Origin of the sequence: Streptomyces sennicomposti (genome assembly GCF_019890635.1) — a bacterium.
GTDB lineage: Bacteria > Actinomycetota > Actinomycetes > Streptomycetales > Streptomycetaceae > Streptomyces > Streptomyces sennicomposti.
The window spans coordinates 31,417-51,132 of sequence record NZ_JAIOAB010000029.1; the positions used below are offsets into that span (position 1 = coordinate 31,417).

Annotated in this window: 14 protein-coding genes; 5 read left to right on the forward strand and 9 right to left on the reverse strand. The window is 75.3% G+C overall.

Features of this window, described 5'->3' with window-relative positions:
* Window positions 1-234 precede the first annotated feature (234 nt).
* A complete protein-coding gene (locus K7787_RS17700; RefSeq protein ID WP_223002107.1) occupies window positions 235-630 on the forward strand; it encodes a winged helix-turn-helix transcriptional regulator in 396 nt (131 codons plus the stop codon).
* A 135-nt stretch (window positions 631-765) separates the two neighbouring features.
* On the opposite strand, the gene mutM is transcribed toward K7787_RS17700, so the two are convergent.
* From mutM to recG, 8 genes are all read right to left on the reverse strand, one after another.
* Window positions 766-1,644, reverse strand: a complete 879-nt coding sequence (mutM, locus tag K7787_RS17705) for a bifunctional DNA-formamidopyrimidine glycosylase/DNA-(apurinic or apyrimidinic site) lyase (RefSeq protein WP_019983173.1) — start codon at window positions 1,642-1,644, stop codon at window positions 766-768.
* 205 nt (window positions 1,645-1,849) lie between these two features.
* Window positions 1,850-2,662, reverse strand: coding sequence for a ribonuclease III (rnc, locus tag K7787_RS17710; protein WP_020657164.1), 813 nt, complete (start codon window positions 2,660-2,662; stop codon window positions 1,850-1,852).
* Between the two features lie 19 nt (window positions 2,663-2,681).
* Window positions 2,682-2,855, reverse strand: a complete 174-nt coding sequence (gene rpmF, locus K7787_RS17715; RefSeq protein WP_007493396.1) for a 50S ribosomal protein L32 — start codon at window positions 2,853-2,855, stop codon at window positions 2,682-2,684.
* A gap of 2 nt (window positions 2,856-2,857) precedes the next feature.
* Entirely contained in the window at window positions 2,858-3,511 is a 654-nt protein-coding gene (locus K7787_RS17720; RefSeq protein ID WP_009190847.1) for a YceD family protein, read from the reverse strand.
* Between the two features lie 227 nt (window positions 3,512-3,738).
* On the reverse strand, window positions 3,739-4,893 hold the full coding sequence (locus tag K7787_RS17725; RefSeq protein ID WP_223002109.1) for a F0F1 ATP synthase subunit B: 1,155 nt from the start codon (window positions 4,891-4,893) through the stop codon (window positions 3,739-3,741).
* A 99-nt stretch (window positions 4,894-4,992) separates the two neighbouring features.
* Window positions 4,993-5,472 carry a pantetheine-phosphate adenylyltransferase gene (gene coaD / locus K7787_RS17730; RefSeq protein ID WP_009190845.1) on the reverse strand — a complete coding sequence of 160 codons (480 nt, stop codon included), beginning with the start codon at window positions 5,470-5,472 and terminating at the stop codon, window positions 4,993-4,995.
* A gap of 26 nt (window positions 5,473-5,498) precedes the next feature.
* Window positions 5,499-6,086: a 16S rRNA (guanine(966)-N(2))-methyltransferase RsmD gene (gene rsmD, locus K7787_RS17735; RefSeq protein ID WP_009190844.1), complete on the reverse strand. Its 588-nt coding sequence runs from the start codon at window positions 6,084-6,086 to the stop codon at window positions 5,499-5,501.
* Window positions 6,087-6,234: 148 nt separating this feature from the next.
* The gene (gene recG / locus K7787_RS17740; protein WP_164390728.1) at window positions 6,235-8,457 is read right to left on the reverse strand and encodes an ATP-dependent DNA helicase RecG; all 2,223 of its coding nucleotides are present in this window, start codon (window positions 8,455-8,457) and stop codon (window positions 6,235-6,237) included.
* Between the two features lie 171 nt (window positions 8,458-8,628).
* Here recG and K7787_RS17745 point away from each other — a divergent pair, with 171 nt between their 5' ends.
* Both K7787_RS17745 and K7787_RS17750 read left to right on the forward strand, forming a co-directional pair.
* Window positions 8,629-10,461: an HSP90 family protein gene (locus tag K7787_RS17745; protein WP_223002111.1), complete on the forward strand. Its 1,833-nt coding sequence runs from the start codon at window positions 8,629-8,631 to the stop codon at window positions 10,459-10,461.
* Window positions 10,458-13,658 carry a tetratricopeptide repeat protein gene (locus K7787_RS17750; RefSeq protein WP_223002113.1) on the forward strand — a complete coding sequence of 1,067 codons (3,201 nt, stop codon included), beginning with the start codon at window positions 10,458-10,460 and terminating at the stop codon, window positions 13,656-13,658. Before K7787_RS17745 ends, K7787_RS17750 begins: the two co-directional genes overlap by 4 nt.
* A gap of 71 nt (window positions 13,659-13,729) precedes the next feature.
* Here K7787_RS17750 and K7787_RS17755 read toward each other — a convergent pair whose 3' ends face one another.
* Window positions 13,730-16,033, reverse strand: coding sequence for a DAK2 domain-containing protein (locus K7787_RS17755; protein WP_223002115.1), 2,304 nt, complete (start codon window positions 16,031-16,033; stop codon window positions 13,730-13,732).
* Between the two features lie 165 nt (window positions 16,034-16,198).
* Between K7787_RS17755 and rpmB the strand changes: the two genes are divergently transcribed.
* Together rpmB and K7787_RS17765 are read left to right on the forward strand one after the other, a co-directional pair.
* A complete protein-coding gene (gene rpmB, locus K7787_RS17760) occupies window positions 16,199-16,384 on the forward strand; it encodes a 50S ribosomal protein L28 (protein ID WP_009190838.1) in 186 nt (61 codons plus the stop codon).
* A gap of 126 nt (window positions 16,385-16,510) precedes the next feature.
* Window positions 16,511-19,570 carry an AfsR/SARP family transcriptional regulator gene (locus tag K7787_RS17765; protein WP_223002117.1) on the forward strand — a complete coding sequence of 1,020 codons (3,060 nt, stop codon included), beginning with the start codon at window positions 16,511-16,513 and terminating at the stop codon, window positions 19,568-19,570.
* Window positions 19,571-19,716 lie beyond the last annotated feature (146 nt).

The following is a 19,716-nucleotide window of genomic DNA, read 5'->3' on the forward strand; positions in this document are numbered from 1 at the left end:
AGGTCAGCGGACCGACCCGGCACTTCTTCGGGTACTGAGGCGGGGCTTCGATCACTGAGGCGGGGCTTCGGTCACCCTGGCCGGGCTTCGGTCACCGAGGCCGAGGCCGGTCGGCTGCTGAAGGCCGGTCGCCGCTCAGGCCGGTCGGCTGATGAAGGCCGTCGGTCGTCGGGAACGCTGTCGTTCGGTGAGCGCTGTCTGTCGGTGAGCGCTGTGCTCGCGTACGCTGCTCGTATGAGCGGCACGCAGGAACGCATCGAGGCGCCGGACCTCCCCTACGACGTGTTCGCCAAGGCGTGCCCCTCGCGCGGGACGCTGGAGCACGTCACCGGGCGCTGGGGCGCGCTGACCGTCGGGGCGCTGCACGAGGGCTCGCTGCGGTTCAACGAGTTGCGCCGCCGCGTCGACGGCGTGAGCGAGAAGATGCTGTCGCAGACGCTTCAGGCGCTGGAGCGGGACGGCCTGGTGCACCGTGAGGCGCGGCCGACGAACCCGCCGCGCGTCGACTACGAGCTGACCCCGCTCGGGCACGCGGTGGCCGAGCGGCTGCTGGCCCTCATCCACTGCGTGGAGGGCCGGATGGACGAGGTGCTGGCCGCCCGCGAGCGCTACGACGCCCGCCGGGCCTGACGACTACGCGGCTCTGTCCCGACGGCTACGCGGCTCGGGCACGACGACCGCGCAGTCCGGGCCTGGCGACCGCGAGGCCCGCGCCCCGCTCGCGCGGCCCGCGCCTCGCCGCGGGGTCCGGGCCCCGTCCGCACCTCAGACCCGGCCGCCCGCCGCCGGGCGGAGGCGGGGCGTGGGCTGGCACTTCGGGCAGTAGTGGCTGGAGCGGTTCATCCAGGGGCGGCGGCGCATCGGGGTGGCGCAGCGGCGGCAGGGCAGGCCCTCGCGGCCGTAGGCGTCGAGCGAGCGGTCGAAGTAGCCGGACTCGCCGTTGACGTTGACGTACAGGCTGTCGAAGCTGGTGCCGCCGACGGCGAGGGCCTCGTTCATCACGTCCCGGACGTGGCCGAGGAGTTCGGCGGTGCGGGGGCGGGTGAGGGTGGCGGTCGGACGCTCGTAGTGCAGCCGCGCCCGCCACAGCGCCTCGTCGGCGTAGATGTTGCCGACGCCGCTGATCAGCGACTGGTCGAGCAGGGCGCGCTTGATGGTGGTGCGCTTGCGGCGCAGCGCCCGGTGGAAGGCCTCGTCGTCGAACAGCGGGTCGAGGGGGTCGCGGGCGATGTGCGCGATGACGTCGGGCAGCCCGTCGGGCCCGGTCTCGTGCAGCGAGAGGCCGCCGAAGGTGCGCTGGTCGACGAAGCGGAGTTCGGTGCCGTCCTCGTCGGCGAAGCGGACGCGGATGCGCAGGTGCTTCTCGGCGGCCGCCTCCCGCGGCTGGACCAGGAGCTGGCCGCTCATGCCGAGGTGGGCGAGGATCGCCTGGTCGCTGTCGGCCAGCGGCAGCCACAGGTACTTGCCGCGGCGGCTGGGCGTGCCGACGCGGTGGCCGATGAGGCGGCGCGCGAAGTCGTCCGGGCCGGCCAGGTGCCGGCGCACGGCGCGCGGGTGCAGCACCGCGACCTCGGCGACGGTCCGCTGGGCGACCCACCGCTCCAGTCCGCGCCGTACGACCTCGACCTCGGGCAACTCGGGCATGACTCCCCCGCACTGACTCGACCTGTCGATCTGCTCGACCTGTGGACTCGCTCGATCTGTGGATTTGTTCGACCTGTGGACTTGATGGGGCATGCGCCGAGCGCCCGCCCCGGGTGCGGGACGGGCGCTCGGAACGTGCTCGCCGCTACGGCCGCAGGGCCGTGGCGGTCGCCGTGCCGCGCCGGACGGTGCCGGGCGGACGGCGTCAGGCGGAGGCCGGCGCCTGGTCGGCGCCGTTGTCGCCGGCGGCGGACTCGGCCGCCTTGGCGCGTTCGTCCGCAGCGGCCTTGATGGCCCGCCAGGCGGACTCGGCGGCCTGCTGCTCCGCCTCCTTCTTGCTGCGGCCGGTGCCGGTGCCGTACGAGACGCCTCCGACGCGGGCGGCAGCAGTGAAGGTCTTCTCGTGGTCGGGGCCGGTCTCCGTGACCAGGTACTCGGGGACGCCGAGCCCTTCGGTCGCGGTGAGCTCCTGGAGGGACGTCTTCCAGTCCAGGCCGGCTCCGAGGTTCGAGGACTTCTCGATCAGCGGGTCGAACAGGCGGTGCACCAGTTCGGAGGCCGCGTCGAGGCCCTGGTCGAGATAGACCGCGCCGATCACCGCTTCAAGGGTGTCGGCGAGGATGGACGCCTTGTCCCGGCCGCCCGTGCCCTCTTCACCGCGGCCGAGCCGGATGAAGGCGCCCAGGTCGAGGCCGCGGCCCACTTCCGCCAGCGCACGCGAGTTGACCACCGCGGCCCGCAACTTGGCCAGCTGGCCTTCGGGCAGGTCGGGGTGGGTGCGGTACAGCGTGTCCGTGACGACGAGACCGAGGACGGAGTCACCGAGGAACTCCAGCCGCTCGTTCGTCGGCAGGCCGCCGTTCTCGTACGCGTAGGAACGGTGGGTCAGCGCACGCACCAGAAGGGCGGACTCGAGCCGGTAGCCGAGCCGCCCTTCCAGAAGCGTGTGGGACGAGGCGGTGTTGTCCGATGGGCCACTCCCGGCAGCGCGGGGAGAGTTCTTCTTCGCCGTGGACACGGTGCCTCTCACCAGCCGCTCAGACCTCGAGGACCTGGCGCTTGTTGTAGGTGCCGCAAGACGGGCACGCGATGTGCTGCAGCTTGGGCTCGTGGCAGCGCTCGCACGCCACCAGGGTGGGGACCGCAGCCTTCCACTGCGACCGGCGGTGGCGCGTGTTGCTGCGCGACATCTTCCGCTTCGGAACAGCCACGGCTACTTCTCCTGCTTCTCGTCGACGCGCGCTGATCGAGTCGCGTCGCCGCTCATCTCGTCCTTCTCGCCGTCTTCGAGTGAACCGGCGAGTCCCTGCAAAGCCGCCCAACGGATGTCGACGGCGTCGTGGTGGTGGTCCGGGTCGTCCGCGAGCCGCGCTCCGCACTCGGAGCACAGGCCCGGACAGTCGTCCTGGCACACCGGCTGCATCGGCAGTGCGAGCACCACCGCATCGCGCAGCAGAGGTTCGAGGTCGAAGAGTCCGTCCTCGAGGAAGAACCTGTCCTCGTCGTCCTCGGCGTCGTCGCCCGGTTCCGCGATCACACGGCCCCGGTCGTCGGCGTCAGGGTACGAGAACAGTTCCTGGAAGTCCGCTTCGAGCTCCAGCCCGACCGGCTCCAGACACCTTACGCACTCCCCCTCGGCCCGTGCACGGGCGGTGCCTGTGACGAGCACCCCTTCCATGACCGACTCGAGCCGGATGTCCAGCTCGACGGGGGCGCCTTCCGGCACCGCGATCACGGACTGGATACCGAGGTCCCGGGGGGCCGGGACCGTGCGGGTCAGGCGCTGCAGCGCACCAGGACGCCGCCCCAGCTCATGTGTGTCGAACACGAGAGGGTCGCGGTGGTCGAGGCGGGCGTTGTGAGCCATTCCTGCTTTCGGTTTCCGAGCTAGGAGGGACGCGGCCTGGGTCGGTGTCTCCCGGGCAGCGCGGATCGCGGACGTACACGCGACCGAAGAGCCAGGATACTGGACCTTTCGCTCTCGTCCCAATCCGGCCCCGGCCGGCCGTGCGGCGCCCGTGTCCGGCGGGCGCGCGGGCGGTGTGCGCGGCCCGTCTGCAAGCCGCGTGCGCCCGGTGCGCGCCCCCTGGTGGCTTACAGCCCGCGGCCCTGTTCGTACGCCCGCAGCTGTTCGGCGCTGATCATGCTGGTGTCGAAGAGGCTGGTCTCGTCGAGCGCGTAGCCCGGCTGGGAGTGCTGGGGCTGCTGCGCCTGGTGGTCCTGCTGTCCGTCGTGGCTCTGCTGGGCGTGCTGGGCCTGGTTCGGGTCGTACCCGGGCTGCTGCCCGGTGTCGTAGCCCTGGTACGGGTCGCCGGCCGCCGTCCCGTAGCCGGTGGCGGCGTAGGGGTCGGGCTGCTGGGACTGCTGGTAGCCGTACGGGTCCTGCTGGGGGTCGTAGCCCTGGTAGCCGTACGGGTCGCTCTGCCCCGGCTGCTGGTAGCCGTAGGCGGGCTGGGGCTCGTACTGCGGCTGGGGCGGGGCGGCCGGGCGCTCGGGGGCCGGGGCGGCGGCGGTGCGAGGCGAGGGGGCGTCCGAGAGGTCGGCGAGGCCGGCCAGGTAGTCGGCGTCGCTGGAGTGCTGGACGGTGCTGGTGTCGTCGGCCAGCGCGCCGAGCTCGTCGGTGGCGATCCGGCCGTGCAGCTTCTGCCGGCCGCGGCCGACGGCCTCCAGGGTCTTGGCGAGGACCGCCTCGAAGGCGCCGAGCTTGGCGTCGACGTACTGGTCGGCGTCGCGCCGCAGGGTCTCCGGGTCGTGGCTGCGCTCGGGGGCGTCCTCGTCCTCGTAGCCGTTCTCGTCGAGGCCGGGGCCGGTGCCGAGCAGCTTCTCGCGGCCGCGGCCGACCGAGCCGAGGGTCTTGGTGAGGACGACCTCGAAGTTGGCCAGCTTGGAGTCGACGTAGTCGTCGGCCTCGGCGCGGATCTCCTCGGCCTCCTGGCGGGCCTCGGCGAGGATGCGGTCGGCCTCGGCCTGGGAGCGGCGGGCGATCTCGGTGCCGGAGACCAGGGAGCCGCGCTCGGCGTGCGCGGTCTCGATGATCCGTTCGGCCTCGCGGCGGGCCTCCTCGACCATCTGTTCGCGGTCGCCGATCAGTTCCCGGGCCTGCGCGAGCGAGCCGGGCAGCGCCTGGCGGACCTCTTCGAGCAGCGCGAGCAGCTCGGCGCGGTTGACCACGCAGGACGCCGACATGGGCATGGAACGGGCGCCCGAGACCGTGGCCACGATCTCGTCGAGCTTCTTCTGCACGTCCACGGTGTGCTCGCCTACTCCCTACCGATGCGCTGTTCCGGACGGGACGACTGTACGACCACGGCGCGGCCGCCGGACACCGGGTGACGGCACGTCAGCGGCTCAGTCCTTCCTGAGCCGGGCGGACAGGGCCGCCAGGACCTGCGGGGGCACCAGGTGGGAGACGTCGCCGCCCCAGGTCGCGACCTCCTTGACCAGGGAGGAGGACAGGAAGCTGTAGGTGGGGTTGGTGGGCACGAACAGCGTCTCGACGCCGGAGAGGCCGTTGTTCATCTGGGCCATCTGCAGCTCGTAGTCGAAGTCGCTGACGGCGCGCAGGCCCTTGACGATGGCGGGGATGTCGCGCTGCTTGCAGAAGTCGACGAGGAGGCCGTGGAAGGCCTCGACGCGGACGTTGCCGTACTCGGAGGTGACGTCGCGGATCAGCTCGATCCGCTCGTCGATCTCGAACAGGCCCTTCTTGGACTGGTTGATCATCACCGCGACGTAGACCTCGTCGTACAGACGGGAGGCGCGGGCGATGATGTCGAGGTGCCCGTTGGTGATGGGGTCGAACGACCCGGGACAGACGGCACGGCGCACTTGAGTTCCCTCGCTCTCCGGTCCGGTCATCGTGCGTCTTCGCACGTAGAGGCGGCGCGACCGTACCAAAACGTTCCCTCGCCGTAGCGACGGGCCCGGAGTGCGTCGAAGCCCTCCGGCCACCCGAATTCACCGCCTCTGGTGCTGCGCTCCACGGTGACGAGGGCTTCCGTCGCGAGCCACCCCTGCGAGCGGAGTGTGAGCAGGATCTCCCGAAGATCGTCGTCGGTGACGGCGTAGGGCGGGTCGAGGAAGACGATGTCGTACGGCCCGGCGGGCGGCGGCGACTGGACGATCTGTTCCGCTTTGCCCGTCCGGACCTCGGCGCCGGGCAGGCCGAGGCTCTTCACGTTCTCCCGGACGATCCGCGCGGCGCGGGCGTCGGCCTCGACGAGCAGGGTGTGGCCGGCGCCGCGGGAGAGCGCCTCCAGGCCGACGGCTCCGGAGCCGGCGTACAGGTCCAGGACCCGTTCGCCGTCGAGGGGGCCGCCGAGGAGGGACTGCCAGGTGGAGAACAGGCCCTCGCGCGCGCGGTCGGAGGTGGGGCGGGTGCCGGTCCCCGGCGGGACGGCTAGGCGACGTCCGCCGGCCTTGCCGGCGATCACGCGGGTCATCTGGGGTCCTTGGTCGTGGGCGGTGTCCCGTTCAGTGTGGCTGGTCGCGCGGCGGCCCGCGTCCCTGGGGCGGTGGCCCGCGTCCCTGGGGGACCTCTGCGGGCTCCGCCGCCCGCGCGCGGCTCCCGCGTCCTGGGGGCGGCGCCGCTCACCCCTTCTCCAGGTACTGCTCCTTGTCGTCGTCCAGCAGGGCGTCCAGCGCCGTGCGCAGGCCGGGCAGGCCCGTCAGCTCCGGGTCCGCGGCGACCACCGCCGTCGCCTCCTCCCGCGCCTCGGCGATGATCTCCTCGTCCTCGATGACCGCGAGGACGCGCAGGCTGGAGCGGGCGCCGGACTGGGCCTGGCCGAGGACGTCGCCCTCCCGGCGCTGTTCGAGGTCGATGCGGGACAGCTCGAAGCCGTCGAGGGTGGCGGCCACCGCGTTCAGCCGCTGGCGGGCCGCGCTCGCCTCGGGCATCTCGGTGACCAGCAGGCACAGGCCGGGGGCGGAGCCGCGGCCGACGCGGCCGCGCAGCTGGTGCAGCTGGGAGACGCCGAAGCGGTCGGCGTCCGTGATCACCATGACGGTGGCGTTGGGGACGTTGACGCCGACCTCGATGACGGTGGTGGCGACCAGGACGTCGGTGTCCCCGGCGGCGAAGCGGCGCATGACCGCGTCCTTGTCGTCGGGGGCCATCCGGCCGTGCAGCACCTCCACGCGCAGCCCCTGGAGAGGGCCCTTGGCGAGCTGGTCGGCGACGTCGAGGACGGCGAGCGGGGGGCGTCGGTCGGCGGTCGCGTCGGCGTCCGGGGACTTCTTGGCGGCCTTCTTCGGGTCGTCCTCCTCGTCGCCGATGCGCGGGCAGACGACGTACGCCTGGTGGCCCTTGGCGACCTCCTCGCGCACCCGCTCCCAGGCGCGGGCGAGGAAGTGCGGCTTGTCGGCGGCCGGGACGACATGGCTGGCGATGGGCGAGCGGCCGGCCGGGAGCTGGTCGAGGACCGAGGTCTCCAGGTCGCCGAAGACGGTCATCGCGACCGTGCGCGGGATGGGGGTGGCGGTCATGACCAGCAGGTGCGGGGGCTGTTTGCCCTTGCCGCGCAGGGCGTCGCGCTGTTCGACGCCGAAGCGGTGCTGTTCGTCGACGACGACCAGGCCGAGGTCGTGGAACTGGACCTTGTCCTCGATCAGCGCGTGGGTGCCGATCACGATGCCGGCCTCGCCGGTGACGAGGTCGAGCAGGGCCTGGCGGCGGGCGGCGGCGCCCATGGAGCCGGTGAGCAGCACCACCTTGGTGGCGTGCTCGGAGCCGCCGAGCATGCCCCCTTCGGCCAGTTCGCCCATCATCTCGGTGATCGACCGGTGGTGCTGCTGGGCCAGCACCTCGGTGGGCGCGAGCATCGCGGCCTGTCCGCCCGCGTCGACGACGGCGAGCATGGCGCGCAGGGCCACCATGGTCTTCCCGGAGCCGACCTCGCCCTGGAGCAGGCGGTGCATGGGGTGGTCGGCGGCGAGGTCGGTGAAGATCTCGCGGGAGACCTTCCGCTGGCCCTCGGTGAGGGTGAAGGGGAGGCGGTCGTCGAAGGCGGCCAGCAGGCCGTCGGGGCGGGGGACGCGCGGGACGGCGGGCAGCTGGGCGTCGGCGTGGCGGCGGCGGGCCAGGGCGACCTGGAGGACGAACGCCTCGTCCCACTTCAGCCGGGCCTGGGCGTCGGCGATGTCGGCCTTGGTGTGCGGGCGGTGGATCTTGAGCAGGGCCTCGGGCAGGGGCAGCAGGCCGCGGCCGGCGCGCAGCGCCTCGGGCAGCGGGTCCACGGCGTCCCGGGCGTCCGGCAGCACGGTCTGGACCGCCTTGGCGATCTTCCAGGACTCCATCTTGGCGGTGGCCGGGTAGAGCGGGATGAGGGCGCCGGCGAAGGACTCGACGCTCTCCCCGTCGTCGCCCTGGAGCAGTTCGTAGGCGGGGTGGGCCAGTTGGAGCTTGCGGTTGAAGACGGAGACCTTGCCCGCGAACATCGCGCGCGTGCCCGGCAGCAGGTCCTTGTGGGGCTTGTGCACGCCGTTGCCGAAGAAGACCAGCTGGAGCCGGCCGCTGCCGTCGGTGATCGTCACCTCCAGGCGCTGGCCCTTGCCGCGGGGCGCCCGGGAGGAGGCGAACGTGTGCAGCCGGGCGTCGGCGACCTGGGCGACCACCGTGACGTGCTCGTCCATGGGGAGGTCGGCCAGATGGGTGAGCCGGCCCCGCTCCTCGTACTTGCGGGGGTAGTGGTGGAGGAGATCGCCGACGGTGTGCAGGCCGAGGTGCTCGGCCATCACCTTCGCGGTGGCGGGGCCGAGCACCGACTTGAGCGGTCGACGCAGTGGTTCTTGCAGTGCGGGCACGAGATCCATTGCACACCACGCCACTGACATTGCCGTATACGTACCTCGAAACCCCTGGTCAGCCGGGTGGTGTGGGCTCTAGGATGACGCGCTCACGGACCTTCCCCCGCGGTCCACCGCCCCACCGGTGCCGCCCGACCCCGCGCCGTCGGCAAGCCCCCACCCGGCGGCGCTGCGACGATGGACTCCCAGACCTCACAGTCATCAGCCGAAGGCTCCCCGTCCGCCCACGCGTTCCAGGTCGACCTGCGCGGTCTGGTGGACCTGCTGTCGCACCACCTGTACTCCAGTCCCCGGGTCTATCTGCGCGAGCTGCTGCAGAACTCCGTGGACGCCGTCACCGCCCGGCGCGCCATGCAGCCGGACGCCCCTGCCCGGGTGCGGCTGGTCGCGGACGGCGGCTCGCTGCGGGTGGAGGACACCGGCATCGGCCTGACCGAGTCCGATGTGCACGAGCTGCTGGCGACCATCGGCCGCAGCTCCAAGCGGGCCGAGGGGCTCAGTCAGGCCCGTTCGGACTTCCTCGGCCAGTTCGGCATCGGTCTGCTGGCCTGCTTCCTGGTGGCCGAGCGCATCCGGGTGGTCAGCCGCAGCGCGCGTACGCCGGGGGCGCCGCCGGTGGAGTGGACCGCGCGCGAGGACGGCTCGTACACGGTGCGGACGCTGCCCGCCGACGCCCGCCCGGAGCCCGGCACCACCGTGCACCTGACGGCGCGGGCGGGGGCCGGCGAGTGGCTGACGGAGGAGCGGGTGCTCGCGCTGGCCCGGGACTTCGGGTCGCTGCTGCCGTACGACGTGCGGGTGGGCGAGCGGGCGGTGAGCGACCTGCCGGCGCCCTGGGACCGGCCCTACCCCTCCCCCGCCGCGCGCCGGGTGGCGCTCGCCCGGCACTGCCACGAGCTGTTCGGTTTCACACCGCTGGACTCGATCGACCTGGACGTGCCGCTGGCCGGGGTGCGCGGGGTGGCGTACGTGCTGCCGGCCGCGGTCAGTCCGGCGCAGCGGGCGGGCCACCGGGTGCACCTGAAGGGCATGCTGCTGACCGAGCGGGCCGAACAGCTGCTGCCCGACTGGGCGTTCTTCGTGCGCTGCGTGCTGGACACGGACAGTCTGCGGCCCACCGCCTCGCGCGAGTCGCTGTACGAGGACGAGACGCTGGCTGCCGTGCGCGACGCGCTCGGGGAGCGGATCCGGTCGTGGCTGACCGCCCTCGCGGCCGGTGATCCGGAGCGGCTGGCGGCGTTCCTGTCGGTGCACCACCTGGGGGTGAAGTCGCTGGCCCGGCACGATCCGGAGATGCTGCGCACGATGCTGCCGTGGCTGCCGTTCGAGACGAGCGACGGGCGGCTGTCCCTGGAGGAGTTCGCGCAGCGGCACCCGGTGGTGCACTTCACGCGGACGGTGGAGGAGTACCGGCAGGTCGCGGCGATCGCCTCCGCGCAGGGCGTCGGCGTCGTCAACGGCGGCTACACCTACGACAGCGAGCTGGTCGAGGCGCTGCCGTCGGTGCGGCCGGGGACGGTGGTCGCCGAGCTGGACGCGGACACGGTGACCGCCCATCTGGACGCCGTGGACCCGGCCGAGGAACTGGCCCTGGCGGGCTTCCTGGCCGCCGCGCGGGCGCGCCTGGACCCACTGGGCTGCGATGTGGTGCTGCGCGCCTTCCATCCGCTGTCGGTGCCCGCGCTGCACCTGGACGACCGCTCGGCGCGGCACGAGCGGGCCCGCGCGGAGGCCGAGGAGCAGGCCGACGACCTGTGGGCGGGCATCCTCGGCTCGCTGCGCGGCGGCGCCCCGCGCGCGCGGCTGGTGCTCAACCATCTCAACCCGCTGATCCGCCGAATCGGTTCTCTCGCCGACGGGGAGCTGATCGGCACGGCGACGGAGTCCCTGTACGGGCAGGCGCTGCTGATGGCGCAGCGCCCGCTGCGCCCGGCGGACTCGGCGCTGCTCAACCGCGCTTTCATCGGCCTGCTGGAGTGGGCCACCCACGGGGAGGACGGCCGCCGATGAGTTCGGTCACGGATCTCGACTCGCTCAGGCGGGCGATGGCGGAGAACGGCGAGCGGCCGGAGGGACCGGCCCGCAACGCGCGCGCGGAGGAACTGCTCGCCGAGGCGGAGCGGCTGGACATACCGCTGGCGGTGATCGAGGCGCTCGGGCACCAGCTGAAGGTCTACAACTACAGCTCCGAGAAGGACAAGATGTTCGTGCCCTTCGCGCGGCTGCTGCGCATGTGGGACGAGCGCCCCGAGGACTTCGACGAGTACGAGGCCCACTCGCTGCACTGGGTCTTCAAGTGGATGTCGGCGGGCATGGTGGACCAGCCGCACATCCCGCTGGCCTCCATGGAGAAGTGGCTCGGCGAGATGGAGCACCGCTACCGCCTCGCCGGGTACAGCGAACGGGCGGTGCGCGGCGCGGAGTTCAGCGTGGCCGCCCATGTGGGCGACGTGGCGCGGGCGGAGCGGGCGTACGCGGCGTGGCTGGCGGCCGACCGGGACCGGATGGCCGACTGCCACGCGTGCGAGCTGCACACGCAGGGCTGGTGGCAGGCCGAGCGCGGCCGGGACGAGGAGGCGGTGCGGCTGTGGCGGCCGGTGCTGGAGGGGGAGTTCTCCTGCGCCCACGAGCCGCACACCGTGCTCGCCTCGGCCCTGCTGCCGCTGCTGCGGCTGGGCCGGACGCAGGAGGCGCGCGCCCACCATCTGCGCGGGTTCCGGCTGGTGCGGCCGATGGAGAGCATGCGCGCCGCGTACGCCGACCATGTGGAGTTCTGCGCGCTGACCGGGAACGAGGCGCGCGCCCTGGAGCTGCTGGCCGAGCGGCCGGCGTACTTCACCGACGCCGGGCATCCGCGCAGCCGGCTGGACTTCCTGACGGTGGTGGCGCTGCTGATGGACCGCCTGGTGGAGCTGGGGCACGGCGGTCAGCCGGTGCCGGGCCCGGCGGGCCGGTCCTGGACGGCCGCCGAGCTGGCCGCCCACGCGCGCGGGGAGGCCGAGGCGCTGGCGGCCCGGTTCGACGCGCGCAACGGCACCTCCCACGTCGGCGAGCGGGCACGCGCGCGCATGGCGCGACGGCCGCTGCTGGAGCGGCTGCCGCTGGGCGTGCGCACGGCCCGGCCGGTCTCCGCCCGGGCCGCCGCGGCGCCGCCCGCCGCCGGGGCCGTCGCTCCCGCCGAGCCGGAGCCGGCCGGCCTGGCCGAGCTGGTGGCGCGGGCGCGGCGGCTGTCGGACACGCTGCGGCCGCACGCCATGGAGGCGTGGGCGGCGGTGGCGCGCGCCGCCGAGGGCGCGGCGGACGCCGGCCTGACCGACCGGGACCGGGCGGAGGTCGCCGAGCACGAGGCGATGAGCCTGGGGCCGCAGGGCGCGCCGCTCTTCGAGAAGGCCGCCGCGCTGTACGCGGCGGCGGGCGATCCGGGCGAAGCGCTGGCGGCACGCGCACGCGGGGCGTACGTACGGGCGCTCGCGGGCGACCCGGAGGGCGCGCTCGCCGAGGTCTCCGGACCGTACGAGGAGATCCTCGCGCTGTACGCCGAGGAGGGCACCGGGCTGCGGCAGACCGCGTCCGTGCTGATGGCGCGGGCGCGGGTCCTGATGCGGCCGGTGCACGAGGCCGACGGGCCGGTCGATCCGCGGGTCCTCGCCGCCGCCGAGGAGGCCGCGCGGGAGGTGCTGGCGCTCGTCGGGGGCCGCACCGGCGAGGACGTACGGCTGGCCGCGCGGTCGGCGGAGGCGCGGGCGATGCTCGCCGAAGTCGCCGCGCACACCGGGGACCTGCCGGGCGCGGCGGAATCGTTCCAGCGGGCGGCCGCGGAGTACGTGGCCGCCGGGCTGCCGTGGTTCGCGGTCGAGTACGAGGCCCGGCTCGCCGCCCTGGCCCACCACCTGGGCGACGTCGCCGGGGCCGAGCGCGCGCTGCGGGCCGCCCTGGAGCACGGCGACACCGTCCTGGAGGCCCCCGGACGGGCCCGGCTGCACCTCCAGCTGACCGAGGTCCTCGGCAGCCTCGACCGGCCCGCCGAGGCGGCCGAGCACGCGCTGGAGGCCGCCCACTGGGCCGACGAGGCGGGCGAGGGCCCGGCGCTCGGCGCGTGGGCGCGCCAGCAGCTCGGCGGTCTGCTGCTGCGGCTGGGGCGGTGGGCGGAGGCCGCGGAGGTGCTGGAGTCGGCGCTCGCGGACCTGACCGCCGAGACGCACGGCGACGGGGCGGTGGTGCAGACGCAGTGGTGGCTCGGCGACGCGCTGAGCGAGCTGGGCGAGCACCGCGCGGCGGCGGAACGGCGGCTCCAGGCCGCCGAGATCGCCCGGCACTGGCCCGAACAGCAGGACCACGCCACGCTCGCCCACCTCGCCGCGGAGTCGCTGAGCCGCGCGGGCCTGCTCACGGAGGCGGACGCCGCGTACACGCGCGCGGGCGAGCTGTGGCGGACGGTGGGCAGCGTCCACGGGGTGGTCCGCGCCCTGCGCGCGCGTGCCTGGCTGGCGGTGCGGGGGGACTCCGGGGGCGGCTCGGAAGCGGGTGCGGGCTTGGACTCGGGTGCGGGTACGGCCGTCGGTGGGGGCGCGGGGTCGGGCTCCGAGGTCGGTGCGGGTGCAGGTTCCGGCGCGGGTGCAGGTTCCGGCGCGGGCTCGGGCTCGGGCGCCGAGGTCGGTGCGAGTGCGGGCTCGGCTGCGGGTGGTGAGGTCGGCTCGGGTGACGGGGTGGGCTCGGGCTCCGGGGCGGGTGCGAGTGTCGGGGTGCGTGCCGCGCGGGAGTTGATGGCGGACGCCGTCGCGGAGTGCCGGGCCGCGCTGCGCGGCGCCGACGACGACGAGGAGCGGTTCCGGCTCACCGACGAACTCGGGAGCAGCCACCAGCAGTTCGGCGAGCTGCTGGCCCGGTGCGCCGCCGACGAGGACGAGGCCCTTCTCGCGGCGGCCCTGTCCCAGACGGAGCAGGCCGTCGCCGTCTTCGCCGGGCTCGGTCCGGCCGCCCGGCACGACCGCACCGGCGCGCAGCTCACCGCCGCCCGGCTCGCCGCCGACCTGGGCCGCCTCGCCGAGGCGACGGCACACGCGCGTGCCGTACTGACGGCCTGCGACGACGCGCAGACTCCGGACGGCGACGCGACCGCCCCCGGCCCTGGGGACGACCTGACCGCCGCCCGCCGCGCGGACGCGTCACGTCTGCTGCGGCTGCTGGAGGAACGGGCCGGGAAGTGAGCGGCGGGGCCGGGGCCCGCGCCCCGGCCGCTCCAGCGGGAACGATCCCGCTGCGGTCGGGGGCTACTCGGCTACTCCACGCCGATGAGGAGCAGCGCGCCCTGTCGGCCGCCGTGGTAGGTCACCGTGTCCACGGCCAGGTAGGCGTCGCGGACGCGGCGCTCCAGGTGGGCGGCGACGGTGTCGGGGGCGTCGTCGCCGAGGACGAGGGTGACCAGTTCGCCGCCGGCCGCGAGCATCCGGTCCAGGACCGTCCGGGCGGTGGCCGTGACGTCCGAGCCGATCACGGCCACGTCACCGTCGATGAGACCGAGCACGTCGCCGGCCTGGCAGACGCCGGCCGAGGTCCAGGACTCGTGCTCGGCGACGATGACCTCCGCGTGGCGGGTGGCGCCGGCCGCCGAGGTCATGGCGACGACGTCCTCGTCGAACCTGCGGCCCGGCTCGTGCACGGCGAGGGCGGCCAGGCCCTGGACCGCCGAGCGGGTCGGGATGAGCGCCACCCGGACGCCCTCGCCGCGCGCCTGTTCGGCCGCCGCGGCGGCGGTGTCGCGCAGCTCGGCGTCGTTGGGCAGCAGGACCACCTCGCGCGCGTGCGCCCGCCGTACGGCCTCGACCAGCTCGCCGCTGGCCGGGGGCTCGCCGGGGCGGGCCAGCACCGTGGTCGCGCCCGCCTCGGCGCACAGGCCGGCCAGGCCCTCGCCGGGTACGACGGCCACCACGGCGCGCTGGGCCCGCTCGCGGGGCGGCCGGCCGGGACCGGCCGCGTGCGCGTCGCCCACGCCGAAGTGGGTGATGCGGATGCGGTGCGGCCGGCCGGCCTCGACGCCCGCCTCCACCGCCGCTCCCGCGTCGTCGACGTGGACGTGGACGTTCCACAGGCCGTCGCCGCCGACCACGACCAGGGAGTCGCCGAGCGCGTCCAGTCGCTGCCGCAGCCGGGCCACGGCGGCGTCGTCGGCCTCCAGGAGGTAGATCACCTCGAAGGCCGGGCCGCTGACCGGCGCGGCGGACGCGGCGGACGCACAGCCGCCCGGCCCGGCCGGCTCCACCGCGCCGCCGATCTCCGCACCGGTCCCACCGCCGACGCCGCCGCCCAGGCCGATTTCCGCACCGGTCCCACCGCCGACGCCGACTCCGCCGTCGATTTCCCCACCGGCCCCGCCACCGGCACCGCCAGGGGGCACGCCACCGGCCTCGCCGCAGGCACCTTCACGGCTCCCGGCCCCGCCGTCGGTTCCGGCTCCGCCGTCCGTTCCGCCAGGGTCCCCGCCGTCGTTCCCGGCCCGCACACCGGCACCGGCGCCCGCACCGGCCCCGGCCCGCATACCGGCCCGCGCGGCCGTCCCGTTCCCGCCCGCCGTTCCGGACGCGACCGCGACCGCCGCTCCGGCATCCGCGCCGCTCCCGGACGCGGACTCGGAGGCGGACTCGGGCTCGGAGGCACGCTCGGGCTCCGCTCCGGCTCCGGCTCCGCCGTCGCCTCCGGCCTCCCCGGAGCCCCGCACGCGCGCGTGCGGCACGGTCGGCCGGGCCGCGCCCGCACCGTCCGGTGCCGTGACGGCCGCCACGGCCGTCCCCGCCATCCCGGTCGCGGCCACCGCCGCGGTCCCCGCGACCGCCTCCCCCGTGAACGTCTCGACCAGCGCACCGAGCACCGCCACCAGTCCCCGGCCGCCCGCGTCCACCACGCCCGCGCGCCCCAGGGCCGCCAGCTGGCCCGGGGTCGCGGCCAGGGCCGTGCGGGCGCCCTCGTACGCGGCCCGCGCGACCGTGCCGCAGTCGCCCTCGGCGTCGTCGGCCGCGTCGGCGGCGGCGGAGGCGACCGTGAGGACCGTGCCCTCGACCGGGCGCGCGACCGCCAGCCGGGCGGAGTCGGCGGCGCGCCGCAGGGCGGTCCGCAGACCGTGCCCGCCGGTGTGAGCACTGTCACCGTCGGCGGCGAGCACCTCCGCCATGCCGCGCAGCAGCTGGGCGAGGATCGTCCCGGAGTTGCCGCGCGCGCCGATGAGCGCCCCGTGCGCCATCGCCCGCGCCGCCTCGGCCAGGGACGGGCCGCCGGGGAGGCCGTCCGAGGCGCCCGCGCCGGTCTCGTGGGCGGCGAACACGGCCTCCACCGCGGCGACGGCGGACTCCACGGTCAGATACAGGTTGGTGCCGGTGTCCCCGTCGGCGACGGGATAGACGTTGATCGCGTCGATCTCCTCGCGGGCGCGGCCCAGCGCCCGCAGGGCCAGCCCGCACCAGGTGCGCACCGCCGGCGCGTCGAACGTCTGCGCCACCTGCGCCTCCTCGAGCTGCTGGACTGGACGGCAGCGTAGACCCAGGGACGGTCCCGGCCGGAAGAGGGCCTGGGCGGGGTCCTCGGCCGCCATGGTAGTTTCGTGGCACGGAAGCAGTCGTTGTATGCTGCTCCGGTTGCCCGATCCTGATCGGGCTCTCCCCCTGGCAACGCCACTCAGATCAGTGTGCTCATTGAGCCCCGGATCCCGGCATGCCGGGATCAACCGTAAGTGCATCTGAAGTCTTTGGAGTGACCCGTGGCTGCCAACTGCGACGTCTGCGGCAAGGGGCCGGGCTTCGGCAACAACATCTCGTTTTCGCACCGCCGTACGTCCCGTCGCTGGAACCCCAACATCCAGCGTGTGCGTACCGTGGTCGGCGGGACGCCGAAGCGCGTGAACGCTTGCACCTCGTGCATCAAGGCCGGCAAGGTCTCGCGCTGACGCACAGCAACAGCTAAGCGCGCGGCCACTGCTGGTTCGCTGCACTAAGCCGGTCCCCCTCGGGTGGGCCGGCTTTTTGCCGTACCCGACGCCGGGACAGGCGCCCCGCCTGCCACAATCCGGGGAATGCGCTTCGGCATCCTGGGCCCGCTGGACATCCGCACCGACGACGGCGCCCCCGTCGATCCCGGCGGCCCGCGCCCCCGCGCCCTGCTCACCCTGCTGCTGCTCGCCGCCGGCCGCACCGTCACCACCGAGCATCTGACCGACGGCCTGTACGGCTCCCAGCCGCCCGCCGGGGCCGTCAACGCGCTCCAGTCGCAGATCTCCCGCCTGCGCCGGCGGCTCGGCCCGCACGCGCCGATCGAGGCCGTCCCGGCCGGCTACCGCCTCGCCGTCCCGCCGGACGCGGTCGACGCCCACCGCTTCGCGCGGCTGGCCGCGCAGGGCCGTACCGCCCTCGCCGCCGGCGATCCCGCGCGGGCGGCCGACCGGCTGCGCGCGGCGCTCGCCCTGTGGCGCGGCCCGGCCCTGCCGGACCTGCCGGACGCGCACGCCGAGACCGCCCGCCTCGCCGAACTGCGGCTGACCGCCGTCCAGGACCGCGTCGAGGCGGACCTGGCCCTCGGCGGCGGACCCGAGCTGGTGGCGGAGCTGCGGGCGCTGCTCGCCGATCATCCGCTCGCCGAGCGGCTGTACGGGCAGCTGATGCGAGCCCTGCACGCGGCCGGGCGGCCCGCCGAGGCGCTCGCCGTGTACGAGGACGCCCGGCGCGCCCTCGCCGACGAGCTGGGCGCGGACCCCTCCCCCGAGCTGTCGGCCCTGCACCTGGAGCTGCTCCGGCAGACCCGGCCCGCGCCGCACCGGCCCCGGCTGCCCGCGCAGCTGACCGGCTTCGTCGGCCGGGACGGCGAGCTCGCCCGCATCGCCGCCCTCCTCACCGCCCCCGACGCCCGCCTGGTCACCCTCACCGGACCCGGCGGCGCGGGCAAGACCCGGCTGGCGGTCGAGGCCGCCCGCGCGCACCCGGACGCGTACCTCGTCGAGTTGGCCCCGCTGGCCGACGGCGCCCGCGTCCCGTACGCGGTCCTCGCCGCCCTCGGGGTGCGCGAGGGCCTGCGCAGCACCGCCGTGGACGGCCTGGACCGGCTGTGCGGCGCGCTGGAGGACCGCGAGGCGCTGCTGGTGCTGGACAACTGCGAGCACCTGGTCGAGGACGCCGCCCGGTTCGCCGGGCTGCTGCTCGGCCGCTGCCCCGGGGTGCGGGTCCTCGCCACCAGCCGGGAGGCGCTGGGCATCACCGGCGAGGTGCTGGTGCCGGTGGAGCCGCTGCCGGCCGGGGCGGCGCAGCGGCTGTTCCTGGAGCGGGCGCGGGCGGTGCGGCCCGGCTTCGACGGGCACGCGTGCGTGCCCGACGTCTGCCGCGCCCTGGACGGGCTGCCCCTGGCGATCGAGCTGGCGGCGGCCCGGCTGCGCACCCTGGAGCCCGAGGAGCTGGCCGCCCGCCTGGACGACCGGTTCCGGCTGCTCTCGCGCGGCGACCGTACCAAGGCGCCCCGGCACCGCACCCTGCGGGCGGTCGTGGAGTGGAGCTGGGACCTGCTGGACGCCGAGGAGCGGGAGCTGGCCGAACGGCTCACCGTCTTCGCCGGGAGCGCCACCGTGCGGGCGGTGCGGGAGGTGTGCCGGACGCCGGACCCGGAGGACCTGCTGGACTCGCTGGCGGAGAAGTCGTTCCTGACGGTGGCCGGGGGGCGGTACCGGATGCTGGAGACGATCCGCGCCTTCGCCGCCGAGCACGCCGCCCGGCATCTGGACACCGATGCGCTGCGCGACGCGCACGCCGCGTACTTCCTGCGCCTGGCCGAGCGGGCGCAGCCGCTCCTGCGCGGCGGCGGGCAGCTGCCCTGGCTGGCCCGGCTTGCCGCCGAGCACGCCGACCTGGACGCGGCGCTGCGGCATCTCGCGGGCGCCGACCGGGCCGGCGCCCTGCGGCTGATGGCGCTGCTGTCGTGGTTCTGGCGGCTGCGCGGGCTGCACGGCGAGCAGGTGCCGCGCGCCCGCGCGCTGCTGGCGGCGGTGGGCGACGTGCCGCCGCCGGGGCTGGTGGAGGAGTACGTGCTGTGCGCGCTGAACGCGCTGTCCGGGGACGACGGCGACCCGGCCGCCGAGGAAGCGCTCCACGCGCGCGTGGAGACCCTGCTGGACTCGCTCGACGGGCCGCTGCGGCTGCCGTACGTCCTGGTGCTGTGGTCGGTGGTGACCGGGCCCCGGCCCGCCGCCAACGCCAGGGCCCTGCGGCTGGCCGGTACGGACCCGTGGGCGGGGGCGCTGCTGGACATGGGGCTGGGTCTCCAGGCGCGGTTCGCGGGGCGGCCCGGGGAGGCGGAGGAGGCGCTGACGCGGGCGCTGGCCGGGTTCCGGGCGACCGGCGACCGCTGGGGCATGGCCAACTGCCTGGAGCCGCTCGGGATGTACGCCCACGCGCGCGGGGACGACGACGGCGCGCTCGGGCTGCTGGACGAGGGGCTGGCCCTGGTACGGGAGCTGGACGCGCCGGAGGAGACCGCCGACCTGCTGCGCAGCCGCGGCGTCGTGCTGCTGCGCCGGGGCGACGCGGCGGGCGCGGCGGACCACTTCGAGCGGGCGACGGCGCTGGCCCGTACGGCCGGGGCCGGGGACAAGGCGGCGGGCGCGCGGCGCGGCCTCGGGGACGCGGCCCGGCTGTCCGGGGACACGGCACGCGCGCGCGTGCTGTACGAGGAGGCGCTGCGGATGTGCGCGGCGAACTGGTTCAGCGTCGGCGAGATCGTGCGCGTCCTCATCGGTCTGGGCCGTACGGCCGCCGCCGAGGGGAAGGCCGAGGACGCGCGGGAGTGGTTCCGCCAGGCCGCCGTCGCCGCCGGGGACTCGGCGAGCGTGCTCGAACTGGCCGAGGCGGCCGAGGCGCTGGCGTCCGTCGCCGAGATGCCCGAGCGGGCCGCCGTCCTGCTGGGCGCCGGCGCGGGCCTCAGGGGAGCGCCGGCGCGGGAGGACCCCGATGTCGCCCGCACCGAGGAGGCGCTGCGGGCGCGGCTGTCGCCCGAGGCGTACACGGCCGCCTTCGAGCGGGGCGTACGGCTGCGGGCGGCGGCGGTCGAGGAAGGGCGCGGCGAGGCCGGCGAACGCCGGGTCGCGGCCGGCTGACGCCGGGACAAGGCCGCCGAACGGGAGGGCGCGGTCGCCGAACCCTAGGCGGGACCGGGCGGACCGCGGACCGCGGACCACGGACCGCAGACCACGAGGCGCGGTCGGCGGACGGGCGGAACACGGTGGGCGGACGGGCAGAACGC

Excerpts from the sequence above, each read along its gene's own strand:
- K7787_RS17755 (WP_223002115.1), bottom strand. The coding sequence starts at position 16,033 with ATGGCGGCCGAGGACCCCGCCCAGGCCCTCTTCCGGCCGGGACCGTCC.
- K7787_RS17700 (WP_223002107.1), top strand. The coding sequence starts at position 235 with ATGAGCGGCACGCAGGAACGCATCGAGGCGCCGGACCTCCCCTACGAC.
- mutM (WP_019983173.1), bottom strand. The coding sequence starts at position 1,644 with ATGCCCGAGTTGCCCGAGGTCGAGGTCGTACGGCGCGGACTGGAGCGG.
- K7787_RS17750 (WP_223002113.1), top strand. The coding sequence starts at position 10,458 with ATGAGTTCGGTCACGGATCTCGACTCGCTCAGGCGGGCGATGGCGGAG.
- rsmD (WP_009190844.1), bottom strand. The coding sequence starts at position 6,086 with ATGACCCGCGTGATCGCCGGCAAGGCCGGCGGACGTCGCCTAGCCGTC.
- K7787_RS17745 (WP_223002111.1), top strand. The coding sequence starts at position 8,629 with ATGGACTCCCAGACCTCACAGTCATCAGCCGAAGGCTCCCCGTCCGCC.
- K7787_RS17720 (WP_009190847.1), bottom strand. The coding sequence starts at position 3,511 with ATGGCTCACAACGCCCGCCTCGACCACCGCGACCCTCTCGTGTTCGAC.
- K7787_RS17765 (WP_223002117.1), top strand. The coding sequence starts at position 16,511 with ATGCGCTTCGGCATCCTGGGCCCGCTGGACATCCGCACCGACGACGGC.
- recG (WP_164390728.1), bottom strand. The coding sequence starts at position 8,457 with ATGGATCTCGTGCCCGCACTGCAAGAACCACTGCGTCGACCGCTCAAG.